Source organism: Hyphomicrobium sp. B1 (genome assembly GCF_049532635.1).
In the GTDB taxonomy this organism is placed as follows: domain Bacteria; phylum Pseudomonadota; class Alphaproteobacteria; order Rhizobiales; family Hyphomicrobiaceae; genus Hyphomicrobium_B.
Window position 1 is genome coordinate 689645 of sequence record NZ_CP134871.1, and the last position, 21663, is coordinate 711307.

10 protein-coding genes are annotated in these 21663 nt (G+C 62.0%); 8 read left to right on the top strand and 2 right to left on the bottom strand.

All coding sequences use genetic code 11. The features are described from left to right. Nucleotides 1-24: 24 nt before the first annotated feature. The gene (locus RLW55_RS03420) at nucleotides 25-729 is read right to left on the bottom strand and encodes a CAP domain-containing protein (RefSeq protein WP_409561861.1); all 705 of its coding nucleotides are present in this window, start codon (nucleotides 727-729) and stop codon (nucleotides 25-27) included. Between the two features lie 321 nt (nucleotides 730-1050). Between RLW55_RS03420 and RLW55_RS03425 the strand changes: the two genes are divergently transcribed. From RLW55_RS03425 to RLW55_RS03435, 3 genes are all read left to right on the top strand, one after another. Continuing rightward, nucleotides 1051-2226: a hypothetical protein gene (locus RLW55_RS03425; RefSeq protein WP_423415579.1), complete on the top strand. Its 1176-nt coding sequence runs from the start codon at nucleotides 1051-1053 to the stop codon at nucleotides 2224-2226. A 19-nt stretch (nucleotides 2227-2245) separates the two neighbouring features. Continuing rightward, nucleotides 2246-5614, top strand: coding sequence for an ATP-binding protein (locus tag RLW55_RS03430; protein WP_423415580.1), 3369 nt, complete (start codon nucleotides 2246-2248; stop codon nucleotides 5612-5614). Between the two features lie 718 nt (nucleotides 5615-6332). After that, complete coding sequence (locus tag RLW55_RS03435; protein WP_423415581.1) at nucleotides 6333-8801, top strand: transglycosylase domain-containing protein; 2469 nt, start codon at nucleotides 6333-6335, stop codon at nucleotides 8799-8801. Nucleotides 8802-8830: 29 nt separating this feature from the next. On the opposite strand, the gene RLW55_RS03440 is transcribed toward RLW55_RS03435, so the two are convergent. After that, nucleotides 8831-9745 (bottom strand): SDR family oxidoreductase, encoded by a 915-nt coding sequence (locus RLW55_RS03440; protein WP_423415582.1) that lies wholly within the window; start codon nucleotides 9743-9745, stop codon nucleotides 8831-8833. Between the two features lie 83 nt (nucleotides 9746-9828). Between RLW55_RS03440 and RLW55_RS03445 the strand changes: the two genes are divergently transcribed. The 5 genes from RLW55_RS03445 (at nucleotide 9829) to pbpC (ending at nucleotide 21595) form a co-directional block, all read left to right on the top strand. Further along, entirely contained in the window at nucleotides 9829-10437 is a 609-nt protein-coding gene (locus RLW55_RS03445) for a TetR/AcrR family transcriptional regulator (protein ID WP_423415583.1), read from the top strand. 154 nt (nucleotides 10438-10591) lie between these two features. Then, nucleotides 10592-12982 (top strand): hypothetical protein, encoded by a 2391-nt coding sequence (locus RLW55_RS03450; RefSeq protein WP_423415584.1) that lies wholly within the window; start codon nucleotides 10592-10594, stop codon nucleotides 12980-12982. A gap of 159 nt (nucleotides 12983-13141) precedes the next feature. Next, complete coding sequence (locus RLW55_RS03455; protein WP_423415585.1) at nucleotides 13142-13717, top strand: hypothetical protein; 576 nt, start codon at nucleotides 13142-13144, stop codon at nucleotides 13715-13717. 378 nt (nucleotides 13718-14095) lie between these two features. Next, nucleotides 14096-19414, top strand: coding sequence for an alpha-2-macroglobulin family protein (locus RLW55_RS03460; RefSeq protein WP_423415586.1), 5319 nt, complete (start codon nucleotides 14096-14098; stop codon nucleotides 19412-19414). A 111-nt stretch (nucleotides 19415-19525) separates the two neighbouring features. Then, on the top strand, nucleotides 19526-21595 hold the full coding sequence (pbpC, locus tag RLW55_RS03465; protein WP_423415587.1) for a penicillin-binding protein 1C: 2070 nt from the start codon (nucleotides 19526-19528) through the stop codon (nucleotides 21593-21595). The last annotated feature ends 68 nt before the right edge of the window (nucleotides 21596-21663 follow it).

A 21663-nucleotide genomic window follows, 5' to 3' on the forward strand; every position in this document is an offset into this window, starting at 1 on the left:
ATCGCCGACGCCAAAATAAAACTCCTACATCGGCGCGGCGATAACGAGGGTCCAGAACGACTTGAACTCGGTATGCGGATCCTGCACCAGCGCAATACCCATGCTGGTCGCATCCGGCGTCAGCAGGTTCTTGTTGTGGCCGGGGCTTTCTTCCCAACCCTTCATCACTTCGTTGAAGTTGATCTGGCCCGTGCCGACGTTCTCCGCCGTCAAGCGCGCTTTATAGCCCGTGCGCTTCACGCGGTCCCACGGATTGGAGCCGTCAGACCCGTAATGCGAAATGCGATCCCACTTCGCGAGATCGCGCGAATGCGCCTTCGCCGCCTCGGTGAGTTCCGCATTGAGTTTTAACGGCTTCAGCCCGTACTTCTTGCGATAGGCATTGATGACGTCGCGCGCCATCTCGGCGCTGAGCGCGGTGTGCGAATAGTCGCGATTGGAAAGAACGCCCGGCTCCGCCCGTTCGTAGGTTCCAGCCGGCGCCTTATCCAGCATCGCGACCTGCGTGCCGCGCGACGTCGAAGGCTCGCCGCCAAGTCCGACGCTCTTGGGCGCCGACAGATACGACGACGGCGACACAGAAGACGTCGTTTCGGGTTCCGTAAATCCTGACGAGATAGAAGACGAGCCGAGGCTACAACCGGCGAGTGCGGTTACGAGCCCGGCGGTGAGCGCAACGCGATACATTCTGGCAACTCCCGGCACGAAACGTGCGGCTGACGTCAGCATTGCCGGAAATCCGTTAACTGGGCGTTAACGCTAATGAAATGCGACTCGCAGCATTTGGCGCGACGCCGCGACGCCTGAGAGCCAATCATGACACCGGAACCCTCAACGAAACTCTGTCCCGCCCCGCCTCAATGATCGCGCCAACAAGGTGTCGCGATTTTGACCGCCGCACGGCGAAAGGCTGGCGCAGCAAGCGCTTGTGAGTATTTGCGCCGACCTTCCCTCACTGTGGGTCTTTGTCGACCGGCTCTTGGAAGTGCTGGACCAATCATCAAAGTTGTCGCGACAGCGCATTTGATTCGCGCCAGGAGAGACCTTTCGATGACTGCAGCCATCGAACATTCGGAGCTGAAGACCGACGACGAGCCATCGCCGCTCCTCACGGTCCGAGATCTCTTGCTACTGCGCATCGCGGTCGGCAGTGCAACGCGCGCCGATCTGCAACGAGACGTTGCGCCATTGCTGGCATCGAAGATTTCCGGCCTGGAATTCCGCCGCTCCGCCGAACTGGCGCTCAGCACGCTCGCCGGCGCTCAGCTCGTCTCAGAGGCGAAGGGCGGCCGGCTGACCGCCACCGACAAGGGACGCCAGGTTGCAGAGGCGAGCTTCGCCGCATCCCGCACCTTCCCTGCGACCTGGAGCGACGCCAAGACGTCGCTCGTCCTCGCTGCGCTCGCAGCCAGCGACACGCCATCGATCCGTAAGGGCTTGGCCCGGCCCGAGGGCCTCGCCGCGCTCATCGTGCAACGGCACTTCGGCAAGACGACAGCGCGCGTTCTCTCGCCCGCCGATCTCCGTTCCGAGCTGGCTATCATCGCGCTCGAACGCGCCTTCGGAAACAAGATCAAGACCGGCTTCGGCAAGAGCGCGGGCCTGCCCGCCAAAGCCGGACGCCTGCTCGCCGGTCAGCTTTTCCGCTCGCCACGCGAAATCTCGACCGACGGCAAGCTCGTCATCCAGCTTGCATGTGAAATTGTCAGCGCCCGCGAAGGCAGCCTTGCGGCGCTCGAACTTGCGCTGCTTCGCACCCTTCTCGCGCCGAAGGAGGAAAATGCCCGCGCCGAGACGTCGCGTCCGCCGCAACAGCGTGCCGAACCGCCGAAACGTCCTCCCGTGCGCACGCCACCTCCGCTCCCCGCCAACGATCGTTTGCCGCTCGACGAAACCCAGCCGCCGCCTGAACCGCGAGTTGTCTCGCCACCCGACATGCAGGAATTTTGTCAGGCTGTTGTTGATGCGGCACGTCCTGTCGCGGAGGGCTGGCCAGGCAACCGGAAGGCGTTTATCTCTTTGGTATGGAAGGCGATTCGCAACGCACGACCCGACTGGGGTTTATCCGAGATTGCGTTCAAAGGAATGCTCGCGGAAGCCCATCGCTCTGGCCGGCTTGAACTAGCGACCGCTGATCTCAAAGACGGTCGCGATCTCAAATCGCTCGAGGATTCCAAGATCCTCTACAAGAACACCGTCTGGCACTTTGTGCGCGTTCAAGATTGAAGGCATTTCGATTAGATCAATGGGTGTTGAAGGCGCTTCCCTCAAACAGTCGACGTTCGCCCCCTCGCTCGCGCCTGACAAGCTGAGCGAGGCATTCGAGCATTCGATCACCTGGGAAGACGATCTTTGGCGCGCTGACCCGGTCGACGTACCGGAAATTCACGCCAAGGCGCGCCAGAAATTCAACGATCTGCTGACGGCCGTCACCTCGGGCCGCGGCTATCACATGCAGGATCGCATCCTGTTGTTTCACGGCCAGTCGGGCGCCGGAAAAACCCATCTTCTGCGCGCACTCAGAACGGACTCGCATCGCACGGGCCAAAGCTATTTCGGCTACGCGCAGATGACGCCCGACGTGCAGAACTACGCCGATTTCTATCTGCGGCGCCTCGTGCACTCGCTGGAAAAACCCTACGATCCGGATCGCTTCGGCGAATCCGCCCTGTCGCGGCTGACGAACCGGATGGTGCTCGATTCCGAGGTGATCTCTTCCGAAGACCTCGACAAGCTCCGCGACGACACGCTCGACGACAAGCAACTCGCACAGCTCATTCTGCGTCTCGCCGACCAGATCGTCGCCTGCGAAAAGTTCCAAACCCAGGAACTCGACATCAACATCGTGCGCGCGCTTCTCTATCTGCAGCGCCGCGATCCGCGCATCGACCAGCGCGTGCGCCAATATCTCAACGGCCGTAATCTGACGGCGATTGCGCACGAAGCCGTCAGCGCGCTCGACCCGAACGACGGCGAGGATCGCGCTTTCGAGATCATCAAGGCGCTCGGCGCACTCGTCTGGACGGTCGACCGCGCCGCGCTCGTCTTCTGCATCGATCAGGTCGAAGACCTGCGCTTCTTCGACAACGCCGAAGATCGTTTTCAGCGCGCAGTGCGTGATCTCATCCAGATCGCCAACCGGCTGACGAACGCCATCATCATCATTTCGTGCCTTGAAGATTTCTACGGCGAGGTGCGCAGCCTCGTTGCGCAGTCCTACATCGACCGCATCGAGAAATCCGGTCCCGTCCTGCTGCGCGAAAGCCGGACGCCGGAAGAAGCGCGCCTCATAATATCGAAGCGTCTTGCCTATCATTCCGAGGTCAACGGCGACGGCTTGAGCTTCCCGGATGCCTCGCAATTCTTCGGCCCGCAGTTCTTCGAAGAGTTCGGCGGCCTGTCGACGCGTCGCCTGTTGGAGCACGCCCAATCGCGCCTGCGCGAAGCGACCTCGACCGAAGGCGATGACCGCGAGCCGGAACCCGAGCGTCCGTCCTTCATCTCGACACTGGCGCAAGCGCTTGGTCAGGCAATCGGCTTCAACGACGAACCCGATGCGCCGGGTTCATTGTCGGCCGTCCAATTCCGCGAAATGTGGGAACGCTTCGCCAACGAGAGCGAAGCCGAAATGCCCGCCGATGAGGGCGAACTCGTCGATATATTGTCCGGCGCCCTGCAGCTCGCACGCGAAGAATGGAATAGGGCGATCGAGATCACGACTAAGAGGCTGGAACTCGGCGACGAGCTGCCTGCGCTAGATCTCACCGTGCGTCACCGCACCGGATTTGCCAACGACGTGCGCATTTTCATCTGCAACGGGAAAACTCAGGGCGGCGCCTTGAAGCGCCAGCTCGACAAAGTGCTGACATCGATGCAGGGCAAGCCCTGCTTCATGCTCCGCGCGAGCGACTTCCCCCCGAACTCGAAAAACCAGACGGCCCAGGCGCTCCGGAAATTCCGCGAAAATGGCGGCCGTCAGCTTCTCGTGCCGATCCCCGAGTGGGAACGCATGATGACGGTACGAGAGTTCACCGCGCATCATCGCGGCGATGCGAGCATGACGCAATGGCTGGAAGGCGCAAAGCCATTGTCCAGCCTGATCTCGATCACGCACCTTTTGCGTCTCGATCTGCTCGGCCGCCCGGTGCCCCGCCTCGTCGCCAAAGAGATGGACGACCCGCAGTCGTCGCTCGACGGCTTCGACATGCTGTCCAACGAACAGGCGCGCGGCGCGAACCCGAACGGCAACGACTCTGGTCTTCCCGCCAACGATGACGACCTTCCGATGTCTGTCATCCTCGACGAAGACGGCAGCTACGGCGCGAGCATTCTCGCAGGCCGCGAAAACGGCATGCGCGGGCCGCGTCCCGTGACACTCAACAAGAGCGTTCTAAAACGCCACGCGGCGTTCCTTGGTGGCTCCGGTTCCGGTAAGACGACCCTGGCGCTCTCAATCATCGAGCAGCTTTTGCTTCGCGGCATTCCCGCGGTCCTGATCGACCGCAAAGGCGACCTTGCGAGCTACGCCAACCCCGAAGTCTGGCGTTCGAGCGAAAACGAAACGCCGGACCGTCGCTCGGAGCGCGAGAAACTCGCCGACGCGATTGACGTCGCCGTTTACACTCCGGGTCGCGCATCCGGCCGGCCGATCTCGATTACATTGCTTCCGAACGGTATCAACGAGTTGCCCGATCACGAGCAGCAGTTGCTGGCAAACCTGTCGGCCGCCGCTCTCGGCGAAATGCTGCATCTGAAGAATTCCGCGACCCACCAGAAGCAGTCCGGCGTGCTCGCCGTGGCGCTGCGCATCTTAGGCTCGCTGTCGACCAACGAAGTGACGCTCGCCGACCTGATCCATCTGCTCGAAGACGAGCATCCGGAGTTAACCGACCAGACCCAGCGCATGGATCCGTCGGGCAAGCTGCGCCGCGATCTTGTCGCTCAGTTGGACTCGCTGCGCCTGCGCAACGCCGCGCTCTTCGAAGGCGGCGGCGAAAGCCTGCGCATGGAAAGCCTGCTTGGCCTCGGCCGTTATCAACGCCCGAACCGCACACGCCTGTCAGTCATTTACACGGGCTTCCTGGGCGACAACGAAAACATCCTGTTCTGGGTCTCGCAGTTCCTGTCGGAAGCGCTGCGCTTCTGTCAGCGCAACCCGAACGACGAACTGCAGGCCGTCGTCATGTTCGACGAAGCCGACCTTTACATTCCCGCCAACGCAAAGCCTGCGACCGCAGAGCCTCTGCAAAGCTTGCTGAAACGTGCCCGTTCCGCCGGTCTTGGTTTGATGCTCGCCACTCAGTCGCCGGGCGACCTCGATTATAAGAGCCGCGACCAGATCACGAGCTGGTTCATCGGCCGCGTTCGCGAAGACACCGCCCTTCGCAAGCTCAAGGCCGCCTTCCAGTCGGAATCGGGCCTCGACCCAGCCTTGGCGCTGCCGGGCCAAACCGTCGGTGAATTCCACCTTGTTCAGGAAGGTCTCGTCCGGCCGATCAAGGCCCAGCGCTCGCTGATCGGCGCCGAACAAGTGCCCTTCGACCGGATCGAGCAATTGGCCGCCGAAACCCGCGGCACGGACGAGCGGCAGCTACGCCTGTTCGACGTTAGATAAATTCAATTCGCGTTTCAAAACATGACACAGCGTGTGATGTTGCGCGGCCAGAGTTTGCCGCCGCGAGTGCGAACATGACCGCATGATGACCTGGCAAGACGCTGATATATCAGCATAAAACAAAATTATCGCCGATTAGAAAACGATGCGCTGACCTATGGGTTAAGCATCAATCGCTATGTGATCTCTGATCTACTACGGCGACTGCAAAATCGAGGCAGGCCCTGTCAAGTTTTTTTGCAAGGCTGTATCCTGATAAAGCTGGGAAGAGGGGTTTATGCCCGGCAGCGCTGATCGGGGGCGGCTCCTTTCAGTGGAATTGAGATGCGGCAACCGAGGGGGCAAACCGGTTGGATCATCGCTTAGGGCCGCGCGTAACAGTGGAGAGAACTTAAAAGTTCGAGTGCGGGGTAAAGAGTTATGGTGGCGAAACCATTCGTGATGATGGTCGTTGCGGCCCTCATCGGTCCGGCCGTTGGCGTCGGCCTTTTCATTCTTATGAACAACTTCTGATCCGGCGAGCCGTCAGGCTTGCCGATCAACAAGTCATATCACTCGCTTGCAGCTATCGGCTGCCAGCGCAGGCCATATATTTGCCGTCTCCGGGCGCCGAAACCGCCCCGAGTCCGTTGAGTTGACGCCGCAAAGGTCAACTAACAATCCGTGCTGAGCCGCCGCCCGTCCCCGGCGACGGCATTAGCGCGGCTTTGCGACACCGATGTTACGTCTTCTGCGGCATCTGACCGCCCTCGCGGACTTCTGCCTCTGGGCACCGCGTTGGATTGCGCGTTGGCTGATGATGGCGGTGGCGTTCAACCCGAAGCTTGGGCCGCTCCGTCACGTCTTCACAGCCGCGATCGTCTACGTCTTCTTCGCGCTGCTCCTAGTCTATATCGCAGCGCCCATCCGAGGCTACCTCGGAGATGTATCTATGCACGACAAACTCGGCTACGACGCCGAGCGCTGGCTCGCGACAGCGATCTATGACCCAAAGGGTAACTTCGTCGGCACCTTTGATCCGCGCCTCGATAGCCTGCGAGATGTGAACTATACCGACAGCGCCATCGCGCTCGGCGATTACGTCGCAAACCCCGATCACAAATCGATCCCCGTGCGCACAGTGCCGGAACAATACTGGCGCTGCCTCTCGTACCACGAAGATCGTTATCTCGGCGGTCCGCTCAATCCGTTCGGCATCGACCTTCTCGGCGTCCTGAAAATTCCGGTGACCGCCGTCACGCGAACGATCGCGTCTGGCCGCCCTTCTCTCGGCGTCGGCGGCTCGACACTGCCGATGCAGTTCGCCCGCGTCATCTACAAGACCCCGCCGAGCGCCGACGAAAGCGGCATCGACAAACTCAGGCGCAAGTTCGGGGAATGGTGGCTCGCGCCCGTCATCTACCGCGACCTCACGCGCGGCGGTGACGACACGCTGCTGAAGCAATGGGCCGCGAACCACATCTGGCTCGCCCAGCGAACCGGCGGCCAGCCTCTTCACGGCGTCGAAGTCACGAGCCAGGTCGTGTTCGGCAAGGAAGCAAAAGACCTCTCGACTGCCGAGCAGTTCGTGCTCGCCTCAGCCGTCAACAAGCCGATCATTCTGCTTGAAGGTAGCGACCGTTTGAATGCCGTCCGCCTCGACCGCTGGCGCTACATCACAGAGGTGCGTGCCCGCACCTGCGCCGAAAAGCTCATCACCGACGAAGCCGAACAGCGCAAAGTCGTCTTCGAGCTGATGGCCCTGGCGGGCGGGCCGCCCGATCCGAAAGTCAAACCAAAACTCGAAGCCGCCCTCGAACGCTTCGCGCCGCATGAAATGAAACGCGCCGAAGCCAATCCGATGATCCGCGCCAACCTGCTGCTGCCCGCTGCACGCTTCGGCATCCGCGAAGAGATGAAGCAGCGTTACGGCTTCGCCTGGCGCGACTACATCCGCGGCGTAACGACGACTTTCGACATCGGCGACAACCTCGCCTTCCGCGATAAGATTGATGCGGAACTCTCCGTTCTGGACACAAAATGGGCCTCCCGCATCGACCCGGCCTTCACGCTCGATCCGAAAAAGGTAACCGCGGACAAGACGCTTCCGAACGTCATCGTCGTCGCGGCCGACGGCAACGGCAACATCGTCCGCTATTACGAATCCGGCGAGACCGCGGCCTACTTCGGCTCGCTCCCAGCCCGCCGCTCCGATACCGGCTTTTACGATCCATCACTCGAAAGCCGACAGGTCGCTTCGACCGGCAAGATGATCCTGGCCGTCGCGCTCGCCAACCAGGGCCGCGATGGACCCGGCAGTCTCTACACCGATCCGCAAGCGCCCGCGCAAGGACTTGATACATGCGCTAAAGGCGGGAGCACCGGCAGCCGCAAAGCCATCGTCGCGTTTGCATGCTCACTCAATGCGCCGCTGATCACTCGCGGCGCGCAACTTGGACAAACGCCGATTAAACGGCTGATCGACGGCTTCGGTTTCACGATGCCACCCGCCGCCGCGCTCGGCGGCACGCCGCCATCAACCGCCGTCGTCCTCGGACAGGTCGCAGCCGCCCCGCGCCGCGTCCACTTCATGTCGAGCCTCATTCTCGCGTCTCTCATCGGCCGCAACACGCAGCCGATCCATCCGCCGACACTCATTGCGTCTTATGATTACACGCAGAAAGGCCAAGGCGGCGCCGGCATAGCGGCCGAGGCGAGTCCTGCGATCATCCCGAAAGCCTTGATCCGCCCGGGCGCCACCGGCTTGATCCGCGCGCTTCTCGAAGCCCCGCTTTGCTATCAGACCGGCGGACAATCCTACGGCACGCTGAGAAGCCTCAGCAAATGGTGCGCGCGACGCCGTGGCGACCTCCGAGTGCACTTCGCGAAAACCGGAACCTCCGTCACGCTGGACCCCGACGCGACGGTCGACACCTGGGCCTCGGGCGGATTGCAATTCACGAACGGCGCCGCTTATTCGTATGTCGTACTCGTCGGGACCGGAAACGCATCGCGCCCCTGGGCTCGCCATTTGCACGCGGCCCAGATCGCAGCACCCCTGCTCGACGTCTTGCTTCACGACCTCGAAGACGACGCCAAATCTCACCCGCGCCGCGACTTCCTCCCGCGACGGCGCGGAGTGCCGGTCGCAGCTACGCGAACACCGACAAAAGAAATAGCTGACGCTGCGCCGGCTCACGGCCCATGAAAACTTTCGCGCCTGATTGGCGGAACCAACTAGCGATATTCGACGCCGGTCAGCGCTTCAGAGAAGGCCCATAACCTCGATGCGACGACGCCATCTTTCGCGCGATCGGGCACGGCTGCCAGCCCCGGATAGCCCCGCAGTTCGTTCCAGCCATTGGGCCCATAGTAGGAGCCGCCTTCAGCCAATGGCGATGTCGCAGCATAGAGCGTCGGCAACGCACCTTGCGCCGCCGGCTGAAATAAAAACCAGGCAAGCGACCGTAGGAGGCCCGCGGCGCTGAATCTTCCCGCCCCGTTCGGCAACAGCTCGGTCCGCGAGATACCTGGATGCGCCGCGATGCTGGAGATCCCCCAACCCTGCGCTAGGCTGCGCCGTTCGAATTCAAATGCATACATAAGGCAGGCGAGCTTCGACTGGCTGTAGGCCGACATCGGCTTGTAGCGCCCCTTCGCCTGAAAGTCCTCGAAATCGATGCGGCCGTCGCGCGCTGCCAAACTCGAAAGCGAAACGACGCGCGGCTTGTTACCTTTTTTCAAGAGCGGCAGAAGATGGCCAGTAAGTGCGAAATGACCAATATAGTTGGTGCCAATCTGAAGTTCGAACCCGTCGGAGGTTTCGCGCCGTTGCGGTGGCATCATCACCCCGGCATTATTGATCAGTAGGTCGAGGCTGTCGCGTTGCGCCCGCAAGCGACTGCCGAAGTCGGCGATGGATCGCAGGTCGCCAAGATCCAAAAGTTCAAAACGAACGTTTGCAGCAGGAATGTCCTCGCGTATCCTTTTGACAGCCTGTTCGCCCTTCTCTGGGTTGCGTCCGGCGATGATCACCTCGCCGCTAGCTCCTGCGAGTGCTAGGGCATCCTCAAATCCGAGTCCGCCGGCACCCGTGACGATAGCTGAGCGACCCTGTTGAGAAGGCATATCGGTAACGGTCCAACGTTGCACTGATCTTTGCCTTTCTCGAAATCAAAACTGCACTGAGTGCAAAAGATATTGCACCGAGTGCAAATTTACAAGAAGGTTGGGAATTGTCCGACGACAAAAAAAAGGAAGCCGCTCCGCAGGATACTGGAATTCGAGAGCGCAAGCGGCTCGAGACGAGGCAGCGCATCGCAGAGACGGCGCTCGCGCTGTTCGTAAAAAACGGTTACGACGAGACCACCCTGGACGATATTGCGGAAGCGGCCGAGATTTCCCGGCGCACCGTTTTTTCGTATTTTTCGTCGAAAGAAGACATTCTTCTGGCGTGGCAGTCGGGCATTGCGGAAACGTTGCGGACCGCGGTGCTGGCGGAAACCACGGATCAGGAACCATTCGATGCCGTTGCCAACGCGATGCTGAAGCTCGCGTCCGCTTACAACTCGGACGACAACATTGTCATTGATCGGCTTTTGCGTTCCACGGAAACCCTGCGCGCGAGCAAGCAGGTAAAATATATCAAACAGGAAGAAGCGATTTTCCAAGCTTTGATAACGCTATGGCCCCAGCCAGGAAGACAGCAGGCCCTCAGGCTCGTCGCAATGGCATCGGTCGGAGCTCTTCGGCTTGCGACCGAAGCTTGGGCTGCAGACAACGGTGCACACCCCGTCTCCAAATATCTTCGAAGAGCTTTCTCCAACTTGAAGGCCGAGATTTAGCGTTCGCGTCATATCAGCATGCAAACTCACTCTGCCATTCATCGACGCGCTGAAAAACGGCCGGAAGTCCGACATTGCTCAGCCGCAGTTTAACCATCAAAAACGCCGACTGGCCGCGGAGTCTTGACGCCTCTCTTGGGTAGGGTTGGCAGACATGAACCGGAAAGGCGCGGAACGCGGAGGCGAGGCAGGCTCACTGCGCCTCTATGCAGACGCACGCGCCGAAGCAGACACGCAGCAAAAGCCTCCCCGCGACTGGAAGCGCGCCATCCTCATTGTCGGACTCGGCGCGCTGTCCTGGGTCGCAACCTACGTCGGCATGCTCGAACTGATCGAAGCCAACATGGGCGATCTGCCGATCGTCCATCGCGTCATCGTCGGCTTCTCGGTGGCGATGCTGATGACGATGATCGTCTGGCTGCTCGACCAGCTTTTTCGCCCGCATCCCTTCGTCACGAAACTTTCCTATGCCGGCGGCTATATCTTCCTGTCGCTGATCTCGATCGGATTCGGCTTTGGGTTTTACTGGAAGGTTCTCGAAAGCCGCGGTGAGGCGACGCGCTCGGCCGAAAGCGCCGTCTCCGAAGTCCAGAACGCGCTGCACGGCGCCGAGACACGGCTCGAACAATTGCAGGCGACGCTGACCCAGCTCACCCAGGTCTCGACAGAGAAGGCACAACTCGAACAGACGAAAGGCACCTCATGTCCAAACTCGAAACCGGGCGACGGACCGCGCCGGAAGATGCGCGAAGACGATGCTCAGCGTTTCTCCTTCGCCTCCGACTTTGTGAAGGGTCGGATCGGCGCCGTGAAAACGGATATGGAAGCACTGAACGGCGACTTGACGAAAATCGTCTCGGCCGACGCCTCTACGTTCGATCCCAAGACGGGAACGCGTAATGAGTTCATGCGCGCGCTTGGACGCAAGCTTGACCTGACGGCGACGGGCTTCAACGCCTTCCGCACCGATCCGCAGCTTCGCCAGATCCGTTCCGATCTCGCCGACCGCGCCGAGCGTACGACCTTCAGCGACGGCCGGAACGGCACCGTCACCTGCCCCGATCCGCAATTGCAGATGGCGCTCCGCGGCGTTGTCAAAGCCATCGATCAACTGCCTGAACTGCGGAAGCCCGAGATCGCGACCGTCGAAGGCTCGGAAGCGACCATCGAAGCCTTCCGCCGGCTGACGACGACCTTCTACGGCCTGCTGTCGTTCAAGATGCCGCCGTCCGCCGACCAACTGCGCGAACTGCAAAAGAAGGCGATACAATCAGTTGAGAACCCTGCCGAAATGCGCAACGCCGACGATCAGGCGGCGGGCTTGTCGAAGCGCGACTATGTTCCGCTTGCAGTCGCGCTGTTCGTCGATCTTTGTCTCTTCCTCGTCTCGATGGGCAAGCGCCCCGGCGGCCGTCTCGACGGTCTCGTGCCGAAGATGCAAGCCGCCGAGCGCGGTCCGGTGATCGAAATCCTGTCGCGCTTCAACGACATTCACCGCGACAAGCAGATCCGCGAAAACTTCGAGCTGTTCCGCCATGTCGTCTTCGACATGAATGGCGATTACTACGTTGCCGTGCCGCTCGATGCGCCGCCGCGTCTCAATCCGGCCGAACGCGAGAACCTGCGCGTCGAGGCCCAGCTTCTGGCCAACTTGTTCGCGAGCTTCGAGCGCGAAAAGATTTTCAAGCGCACGCTGCTGCCGACGACCGGCAGCGTCCAGAAGCGGCTGGCGCGCCAGGGCTCGAAATTTGCGAACTCGGACTCGTTCCGCGTCTATAAGTTCACGAACGGTGCGTGGTCCGATATCATCCTCGGCGCCGTCATGGGCGCCGCCCGCCGCGCCGAACGCAACGAGTTGCGCCGCCACGACATCGACGAGCATGATGCCGCGCCGTCATCGCCCGTGCCGTCGGCGCCATCGCCGGAAACAAAGCACACGCCCAACGCCGCCCAGCAAATTGAAACGGACGCGTTCGAACCGGACGAACCAGCGCCACGTCCAAAATTCGACGCCGACATTCGCAGCGCGAGACCCAACAGCGCCATCGACCCGGAACACGCAGCGCGCTTCGGCCCCTATGCCGGTATCTACCGCCCGGAACCGGAATTCTCGCCGCCGCAAGCGCCGCGCATCAGACGCCCTGCGCCTAAACCCGATCCGGAAGCGGATGTCACCGTCAATGCCGCCAACAGCAACACCAGCCGCGCCACGCCGAGCGAGCCACCGCCGTTGCCCGAACCCCGCCCGGCGACCGTCGTGACAATTCCTCGGTCCGTCGAACCGCGCGCCAGCGTCACCCTCCAGCGCGAAACCGCAACATTTTCCGTTCCCGTCAGCGAGGCCGTTATGCCGGATTCGTTGAAAGCCGCTATGCATGCCTTCGATAAGCAAAGGCAGGTCGTGTTAACCGATGCGGACGACGATCAGCCCGATCGCGCCACCCCTCCGAATCACGGCCGGATCGTCGCATTTCATTCGGAAGATCAGCTCTCGGACGACGATCGCGCCTTTATTCGCCGCATCGCCCCACCCGCCGCCGAATGAAAAAGCGTTGGATAGAAAACGGGATAACGATGTTCGCCTTAAAAGGAACCGAGCCGCAACGCTTGTTTAACATTCTTCTTGGCTTAATGGGGTCGCCGGATGCCCAGCGGGGGCCAGTTCGATCTCCGAACATGACCGGCTCGAAATGGGAAAGAATAAATGCGCATCGCTTCACCTTCGCGGCCAATGATGATGTCTCGAACGGATAAGGAAGCACGGCTCAAGGACTTCATCGGCGAGGCCTTCACTGCCCGCGGTGGAGATCCGGCACGTGAAATTTGCCTGACGCTCTTTGTCCGCAACCCGGATAGCCCGGCCGCGCGCGCGCTTCATGCCGCCTGGTCCGATGGCCTGATCGCAGGCGCACGCATTCTCCTTGTCGTTGGCGACACCACCGTCGAAGAACCATCGTCACCGTCACTCCTCGACGTCGCAGATGTGGAATATCGTGTTCTCGGCGAGGCGAGCTTCGCACCGGCCCACGAACAGCTCACCGTCGGCTCGAGCCGCGTCTGGATCGGCGATTGCCTCCGCCGCGATCCCACCAAGCGCGACGCCTTCGAGCTTTACCACGGCGATGATGCGACGAACGCCGTCTTCGCGCTCGCCTCGTTTGAGAAGCTCTGGAAGCGTGCCCGTCCGCGGAAACTGCCGCGCACCGAAGCGCTCTCGCCGGAAATCATCGCCGCCCAGTCGGACGACGCCAACGCGCTCCCGCTGCGCCCGCGTCATTAACGAAGGGGCCATCGGCGACACCGCAGATCTTTAATGCCATCTTCGGCTTCGTGCCGAAGGTGGCATTTGCGTTTTTACGCCTTCGACTTCGCCCCCGAAGGGACAAGGCGAACACCTTTCAAAAATTCCCCAAACCGAAACTTATCCCCGCCCCTCGGCGCGGTGATAAATTGCTTGCCTGAGCCAACGCAGGAAAAAGGCCGCAAGAACGCGCAAGCACCGGAAATTCCTAATTATCGCCGCGCTTCGGCCTTTGGACCTTGTTGGTCTTTTGCTTGAAACGCCAACTGGCGATACTCCACCAGAGCTTCGTTGAGCGCGTGAGACCGCGTGCTCGCGCACTCGGACGTCGAGGCTTTCACACAGGATGCCACCCCCATGATTTTCCTCGCGCGCCTTGCAGCGGTTTTCACGCTCGTGCTGGCGACCTTCGCAACCGCCAGCGCCGATCCCAAACCGTTCCTGCATCAGGGCATCGCCGCCGATGCCAAACGCTATGAGGCCTATCTCAAGGCCAACTGGAAACCGGACGGCAAAACGCCCGCCGCGCTGAAAGCTCAGGCCGAAAAAGACTTTGCGAGCGATCCGCGGGCCGCCTCTCGCGCGCTCGCCAATGTCGTCTCGGCAAACGCTCAGGACTCTGCTGCCTGGACGCGCCTCGCCGAAGCGCTTCTCGCCATTCCGCCTGATCCCAATAATACGAGCGAACGCTACGATCTCGCGATCTATGCCTCCGGCGCGGCTTACACCGGCTACCAGCGCGCAACCGATAAGAACGAGAAAGCCCACGCGCTTTACGTGCTCGGGCGCACGCTCGAGGCCCGCTCCTATTGGCGTCCCGCGATCGACGCGCTGAGCCTCAGCCTCGCGCTCGCCGACGACCAGACCACACGCGAAATGTATGACAAGCTGCGCGGCCAGTACGGCTTCCGCATGACCGATTACAAGACCGATAATGACGCGACGCCACCGCGCCTCTGCCTGCAGTTCTCTGAAGACCTGTCGCGCACGCAGACCGACGTCGCGAAATTCATTTCCGTCGGCGGCAAAGACCCGCAAAACCTCGTGCAGGACGGCAAGCAGCTTTGCCTCGAAGGCCTGAAGTACGGCGAACGCTATCAGGTTCAGATCCGTGCCGGACTGCCGTCCGACATCGGCGAGAAACTGCTGAAAACCTCCGACATCGCCGTCTACATTCCCGACCGCACGCCGTACGTCCGCTTCGGCGGCAAAGCCTATGTGCTGCCCTCACGCGGCCAGCAGGGCATTCCAGTAACGACGACGAACACCAGCAAGATCGACGTCGAAGTTTATCGCATCGGCGACCGTAACCTCGCGACGACGCTGCAAAACGGCGACATGGCGCGCCAGCTTTCGAGCTACGACGTCGACAACATTCGCGATCGTTCGGGCATCAAGGTCTACGAAGGCCAGATGGACATTGCCTCCAAGCTCAACGAGGACGTGACGACCGCCGTGCCCGTGACCGACGCCACCGGCAAGCTCGAACCGGGTGTCTACGTCATGGTCGCCAAGCCCTCCGAAAAGCAAAAGCAGGAGAGCTATGAACGCGCGACGCAGTGGTTCATCGTTTCCGACCTCGGCCTCACCGCGTTCAGCGGCAATGACGGCGTGCACGCGTTCGTCCGTTCGCTGAGCGACGCCATCGCTGTCGGCGGCACGTCTGTGAAGCTGATTGCGAAAAACAATGAGGTGCTTGCGACTGCCACGACCGACGAGCATGGCTACGCCAAGTTCGACGCCGCGATCACCAAAGGCGAAGGCGGCTCGGCGCCCGCAATCCTCGTCGCACAGAAAGGCGAAGGCGAATACGCTTTCCTCGATCTGACGCTCAACGCCTTCGATCTCTCCGACCGCGGCGTGCAGGGCCGCGATCCGTCCGGCCCCGTCGATGCCTACGTCTATACCGAGCGCGGCGTCTATCGCGGCGGCGAGGACGTGAACGTCACGGCGCTCGTGCGCGATCAGTTCGGCAAATCGTCATCCGTCCCGGCAACGCTGATGGTCTTCCGCCCCGATGGCGTTGAGCAGACGCGCTTCCTGATGAACGATCAGGGTCTCGGCGGCCGCGCGCACGTCGTGCATCTCGCCAAGACCGCAATGACCGGCACCTGGCGTGCGAAGCTCTATACCGATCCGAAATCAGAGCCGATCGCGGAGCGGTCATTCCTCGTCGAAGATTTCGTCCCCGAACGCCTCGACATGACGCTCTCATCGAAAATCAAGGCGCTCGCGCCGGATGAAAACCAAGCGATTGACGCCGATGGCCGCTATCTCTACGGCCCGCCCGCCGCTGGGCTCGGCCTCGAAGGCGAAGTCGTCGTCAAGGCATCGAACGGAGACGTTCCCGGTTATACCGGCTATATCTTCGGCCAAGCTGACGAGTTCGTAACGCCGGTACGTCAGGCGCTGCCGTCGAACCTCGCTATGGATCAGAACGGCAAGGCGTCGATCCCGATCACGCTGCCGCAGATGCCAAAAACACCGAAGCCGCTGGAAGCTTCTATCTCCGTAAAGCTGCGCGAAGACGGTGGCCGCACCATCGAGCGCAACATCACGCTGCCCGTCGATCTGAAACTCGAACGCGTTGGCATCAAGCCGCTGTTCGACAACCTCACCGCGCCAGAAGACCAGCCCGCCGAATTCAACGTCGTGCTGCTCGGCTCCGACGGTAAAGCCGAAGCGTCGAGCAACCTCACCTGGACACTGACGCGCCTCGATACGACGTGGCAGTGGTATCGCCGCGATGGCACGTGGACCTATGACGCCGTCACCGTAAAGCGCAAAATCGGCAGCGGCCCTCTCTCCGTCACCGCGGACGGCGCTGCCAAGATCTCGCAGCCGATCCAGTGGGGACGCTACCGCCTCGACGTCGCGTCAAACGATGCCGATGGCCCAGCCTCGAGCATCATCTTCAACGCCGGTTGGTACACATCGGGCGACTCAGTTGATTCACCCGAGCAGCTCGACGTCGCGCTGGATAAAGACAACTACAAAGCCGGCGACACCGCGAAGCTGCGCATCGCCTCGAAGCTGGGCGGCAAAGCGCTCGTCGCCGTGCTCGGCACCGGTCTCGACCTGATGAAAGAGGTCGATATCGCCAAGGGTGGCGGCGAAGTCGAAATCCCCGTCGATAGCAACTGGGGTCCGGGTGTCTACGCCACCGCGATCCTCTATCGCCCAATGGACGAAGCCGCAAAGCGTATGCCGAGCCGCGCCATCGGCATCCGCTGGCTGCCGATTGACCAGAGCAGCAAGCAGCTCAAAGTTGCCGTGACACTTCCGGACAAGGTGAAGTCCGGCGCACACGTCGACGTGCCGCTGAAGGTCGAGGGCCTCGCACCCGGCGAAGACGCCCGCGTCGTCGTCGCCGCCGTCGATCTCGGCATTCTAAATCTCACCCGCTTCGAAACGCCCGCCCCGGAGAAGTGGTTCGGTCAGCAGCAGAAGCTGTCATTCGAAATCCGCGACTTCTACGGCAAGCTGATCGACGGTATGCGCGCTGACCGTGGCAAGCTCCGCTCAGGCGGCGACGGCACCGCGGCGCTGCAAGGCAATCCGACGGTCGAAACGGTCGTCTCGCTCTATTCTGGCATCGTACAGGTGAAGGACGACGGCACTGCGAGCGTGTCGTTCGATCTGCCGGACTTCAACGGCACCGTCCGCTTCATGGCGGTTGCCTGGAGCAAGGATAAGGTCGGCCATGGCTCGGGCGATTTGATCGTCCGCGACGCCGTTGCGCTGACGGCCGCCGTGCCGCGCTTCATGACGCTTGGCGACGAGGTCGATCTCGGCTTCTCGATCCACAACGTCGATGGGCCGGCCGCGCCGTACAAACTCACGCTGTCGCAAAAAACCGGCGACGACCGCAACGAAACGCTCTCTCCCGTTGCCGACAAGACGGCCGACTTGAAGCAGGGCGAACGCATCATGCAGCGTGTTGTCTTCAAGCCGACCGAGCTTGGTGAGATTACGCTGAAGGCTGTCGTCACCGGCCCGAACGATATCGCCGTCAAGCGGGAGATGACGTTCAATGTCTTCCCGCCCGCAGGCGACATCAAGCGCACGACGATTTCGTCGCTGAAGCCCGGCGGCAAGCTCGTCGTCTCGTCCGACATCGCTTACGATCTGATCCCGTCACGCACGCGGATCAACATGTCGGTCGGACCGGCCGCGCGTCTCGACGTGCCGACGCTTCTCGCCCAGCTCGACCGCTATCCCTACGGCTGCGCCGAGCAGACGGTATCGCGTGCGATGCCGCTTGTCGTCGCCAATGCGGTCGCGGCTCAAATTGGGATCGCACAGGACAAAGAGCTGAAGGAGCGCGTGCAGAAAGCCATCGGCCGCGTCTTCGAAATGCAGGACTCGACCGGCGCGTTCGGCGTCTGGGGTCCGTACAGCACCGACCTGTGGCTGACGGCCTACGTCACCGACTTCCTGACGCGTGCGAAAGAAGCGAGCTACGACGTGCCGCGCGAGAACTTCAATCGCGCCCTCGACCGGCTGCAGAACTTCATCGCTTATGCATCCGACTTCGAGAAGGGCGGCGAAGACCGAGCCTATGCGCTCTATGTTCTCGCCCGCAACGCCCGCGCGCCCATCGGCGATCTTCGTTACTACGCCGACGAGCGCATCGACCGCTTCTCGACGCCGCTGGCAAAAGCGCAAATCGGCGCCGCGCTCGCGATGATGGGCGACAAGGAACGCGCTGAGCGCACGTTCTCGGCGGCTCTCGCCGCAATGCCCGATACGCCCGATAGCGGCTATCGCAGCGACTACGGCTCGACGCTGCGTGACGGCGCAGCTCTCGTCACGCTCGCCGCCGAAACCGGCATCGCGCGGGAAGAGCAGCCGAAGCTCGCCACCGTCATCGCCAAGGCCTACGAGACGCGCACGTACACATCCACGCAGGAACAAGCCTGGATGCTGCTCGCCGCGAAGGCTCTGAACGATGAGGTGAAAGCGACGACGCTCGCCGTGGACGGTAAACCGGTGAACGGCCCGTTGCTGAAGGGTCTGACGCCCGCCGAATTGAAGAATGGCGCGCTGACGATCACCAACAACGGCGACACCGCCGTCGATGCCGTCATCTCGGTTCTCGGCGCGGCACTCACGCCCGAGCCGCCGGTCTCGAAAGGCTTCAAGATCGAACGCGAGGCCTACACGGTCGATGGCAAGAAGATCGATCTCGCAAGCCTGACCGGCGGCAAGGCGAACGTGAAGCAAAACGACCGCTTCGTCATGGTCGTGAAGGTCACGTCCGACGATCCGGCGGGCCGCGTGATGGTCGTAGATCGCTTGCCCGCGGGCTTCGAGATCGAAAACCCGCATCTCGTCGAAAGCGGCGCGATCGCGAACCTTTCGTGGTTGAAATCGACGGCAGCGCCCGAGCACACCGAGTTCCGCGACGATCGTTTCGTTGCGGCCTTCAACTTCGGAGCCGTGGCTTCGTCTTCCGGCAGCGAGAATGGCGACACTAGCGACAACACGGTCACGCAGCCCGACGGCACGTCGCAAGCGAAGCCAGCGCCGACAACGGCAATGCTTGCCTACATCGTTCGCGCCGTGACGCCCGGTACGTTCGTTTATCCGGCGGCAACTGTGGAAGACATGTACCGGCCGGAGCGTTACGCCCGCTCCGCAGCCGGCACGCTCACCGTCTCGCTGAAGGAGTGACGAGACGTGCGGCTGGGGCTTCGTTTGACATCGCTTAGAAGCAAGATCTCCTCTCTCCATTTCTTGAATGGAGGGAGGAGCACGCTGAGACGCATCGCGATTGCGGGGATTGTGGTCCTCGCAGTCGCCTCGGGCGGCGCCTACGGGCTCTATCTCAAAGCCTTCGCCGATGCCGGACCGCTGCCGCTCGAAAACGCGAAGGCCGTCTCGACCACCGTCGTCGACCGCGATGACCGCTTGCTTCGCGCCTTCACCACGACCGACGGCATGTGGCGCCTGCCGCTCGACCCGAAAGACGTCGATCCGCACTATCTGAAAATGCTCTTCGCCTTCGAAGACAAGCGCTTCTATTTCCACCACGGCATCGACAGCAAAGCCGTCGTCCGCGCGGCGCTGCAGATGCTGCGTCATGGCCGCATTGTCTCGGGCGGCTCGACGCTGACGATGCAGGTCGCACGCCTGCTCGATGGCCGCCACGAACGCACCGCCAGCGGCAAGCTTCGTCAGATGGCCCGCGCCATCGAACTCGAACGCGCGCTGTCAAAACGCGAAATTTTAAAACTCTATCTTCGTCTCGCCCCGTTTGGCGGTAACCTCGAAGGCGTTCGCGCAGCATCCCTCGCCTACTTCGGCAAGGAACCGAAACATTTATCGTTGGGCGAATGCGCGCTGCTCGTCGCCCTGCCGCAGTCGCCCGAGGTCCGCCGTCTCGACCGCAACCCGAAAGCCGCGCTGCACGCCCGCAATCGCGTGCTGAATCGCGCCGTTGCCGCACACGTCATCACTGCCGCAGAAGCCGAGCGCGCCAAGGCCGAACGCATCCCGTCAGCGCGTTACGCGTTCCCTCTGCTCGCGCCACATCTGTCGGAAAGCGAAGTCGCCGCGCATCCGACCGAAAGCGTCATCAAACTGACGCTTGACCGCAATCTGCAGGCAAGCCTCGAACAACTCGCGCAGGATCATGCCCGATTGATCGGCGACAACGTCTCAACCGCCATCATCGTCGCCAACCACCAGACCGGCGAAATTCTCGCCGAGGTCGGCTCCGCCGATTATTTCGACAAGGACCGCCACGGCGCAGTCGATATGGCGACCGCCGTACGCTCGCCCGGCTCGACGCTGAAGCCGTTCATCTACAGCCTCGCCTTCGAAGCCGGTCTCGCGCATCCCGAAACGCTCATCGAAGACCGGCCCGTCCGCTTCGGCTCCTACGCGCCGAAAAATTTCGACGAGGGTTATCACGGCACCGTTTCAATCCGCGAAGCGCTTGAACAATCGTTCAACGTCCCAGCCGTCCGCGTGCTCGCGCGCGTTGGACCGGGCAAGCTCGTCGGCCGCTTCCGACGCGCCGGCGTCGAAGCCCGCTTTCCGGACAAATCCGAGCCGACGCTGGCGATGGCGCTCGGCGGCACGGGACTGACGCTCGAAGACATGACACAACTCTATGCGGCCCTCGCGCGCGGCGGTGACAGCATCATGCTGACGCATCGCTGGAGCGAGCGCGGCAAGGTCTGGGCAACGTCGCACCTGAAGCCGCTCGTCAATGCGCACCGCCTGATGTCGCCACTCGCCGCCTGGTACGTCACCGATATTCTGAAGGACGCGCCGCCCCCGCTCAACGCCAAGGGGGGACGCTTCGCCTACAAGACCGGCACATCCTACGGTTATCGCGACGCCTGGGCGATCGGCTACGACGGCAAATATGTGATCGCAGCCTGGGTCGGCCGGCCGGACAATTCGAGCATTCCCGGCCTCGTCGGCCGCAGCGCCGCCGCGCCGATGTTGTTCGACGCGTTCGAGCGCGTTCCCGGCGGCCGCACGCCGTTGCGCGGCGCGCCTGCGAACGCCATCCGCGCGACGAACGCCGAGCTTCCCGCCCCGCTGAAACGCTGGCGCGATCCCGGCGACGATCCGGTCGCCGGAAAATTTCTCGAACCGCCGGTGCTGATCTCTTTCCCGCCCGATCAATCGGAAATCGCCGAATCCGATCTCGACGGCGATCCGCTGATCTTGAAAGCCGACGGCGGCGCGCTGCCACTGACATGGCTCATCGACGGCAAGCCCATTCCGTCCGACACCCACACGCGCGAAGCCACATGGCAACCCACCGAAGGCTTCGCCAAGCTGACCGTCATCGACGCAAACGGCCGCACCGACCGCTCCGCAATTCGTGTACGATGACGGCAACTAGCCCTGGTTTCTGCCGCCGCGAGCGGATTTGCAACCGCCGTTCACGCTCGCCCATCAAC

Excerpts from the sequence above, each read along its gene's own strand:
- RLW55_RS03420 (WP_409561861.1), bottom strand. The coding sequence starts at position 729 with ATGCTGACGTCAGCCGCACGTTTCGTGCCGGGAGTTGCCAGAATGTAT.
- RLW55_RS03425 (WP_423415579.1), top strand. The coding sequence starts at position 1,051 with ATGACTGCAGCCATCGAACATTCGGAGCTGAAGACCGACGACGAGCCA.
- RLW55_RS03430 (WP_423415580.1), top strand. The coding sequence starts at position 2,246 with ATGGGTGTTGAAGGCGCTTCCCTCAAACAGTCGACGTTCGCCCCCTCG.
- RLW55_RS03435 (WP_423415581.1), top strand. The coding sequence starts at position 6,333 with ATGTTACGTCTTCTGCGGCATCTGACCGCCCTCGCGGACTTCTGCCTC.
- RLW55_RS03450 (WP_423415584.1), top strand. The coding sequence starts at position 10,592 with ATGAACCGGAAAGGCGCGGAACGCGGAGGCGAGGCAGGCTCACTGCGC.
- RLW55_RS03455 (WP_423415585.1), top strand. The coding sequence starts at position 13,142 with ATGCGCATCGCTTCACCTTCGCGGCCAATGATGATGTCTCGAACGGAT.
- RLW55_RS03460 (WP_423415586.1), top strand. The coding sequence starts at position 14,096 with ATGATTTTCCTCGCGCGCCTTGCAGCGGTTTTCACGCTCGTGCTGGCG.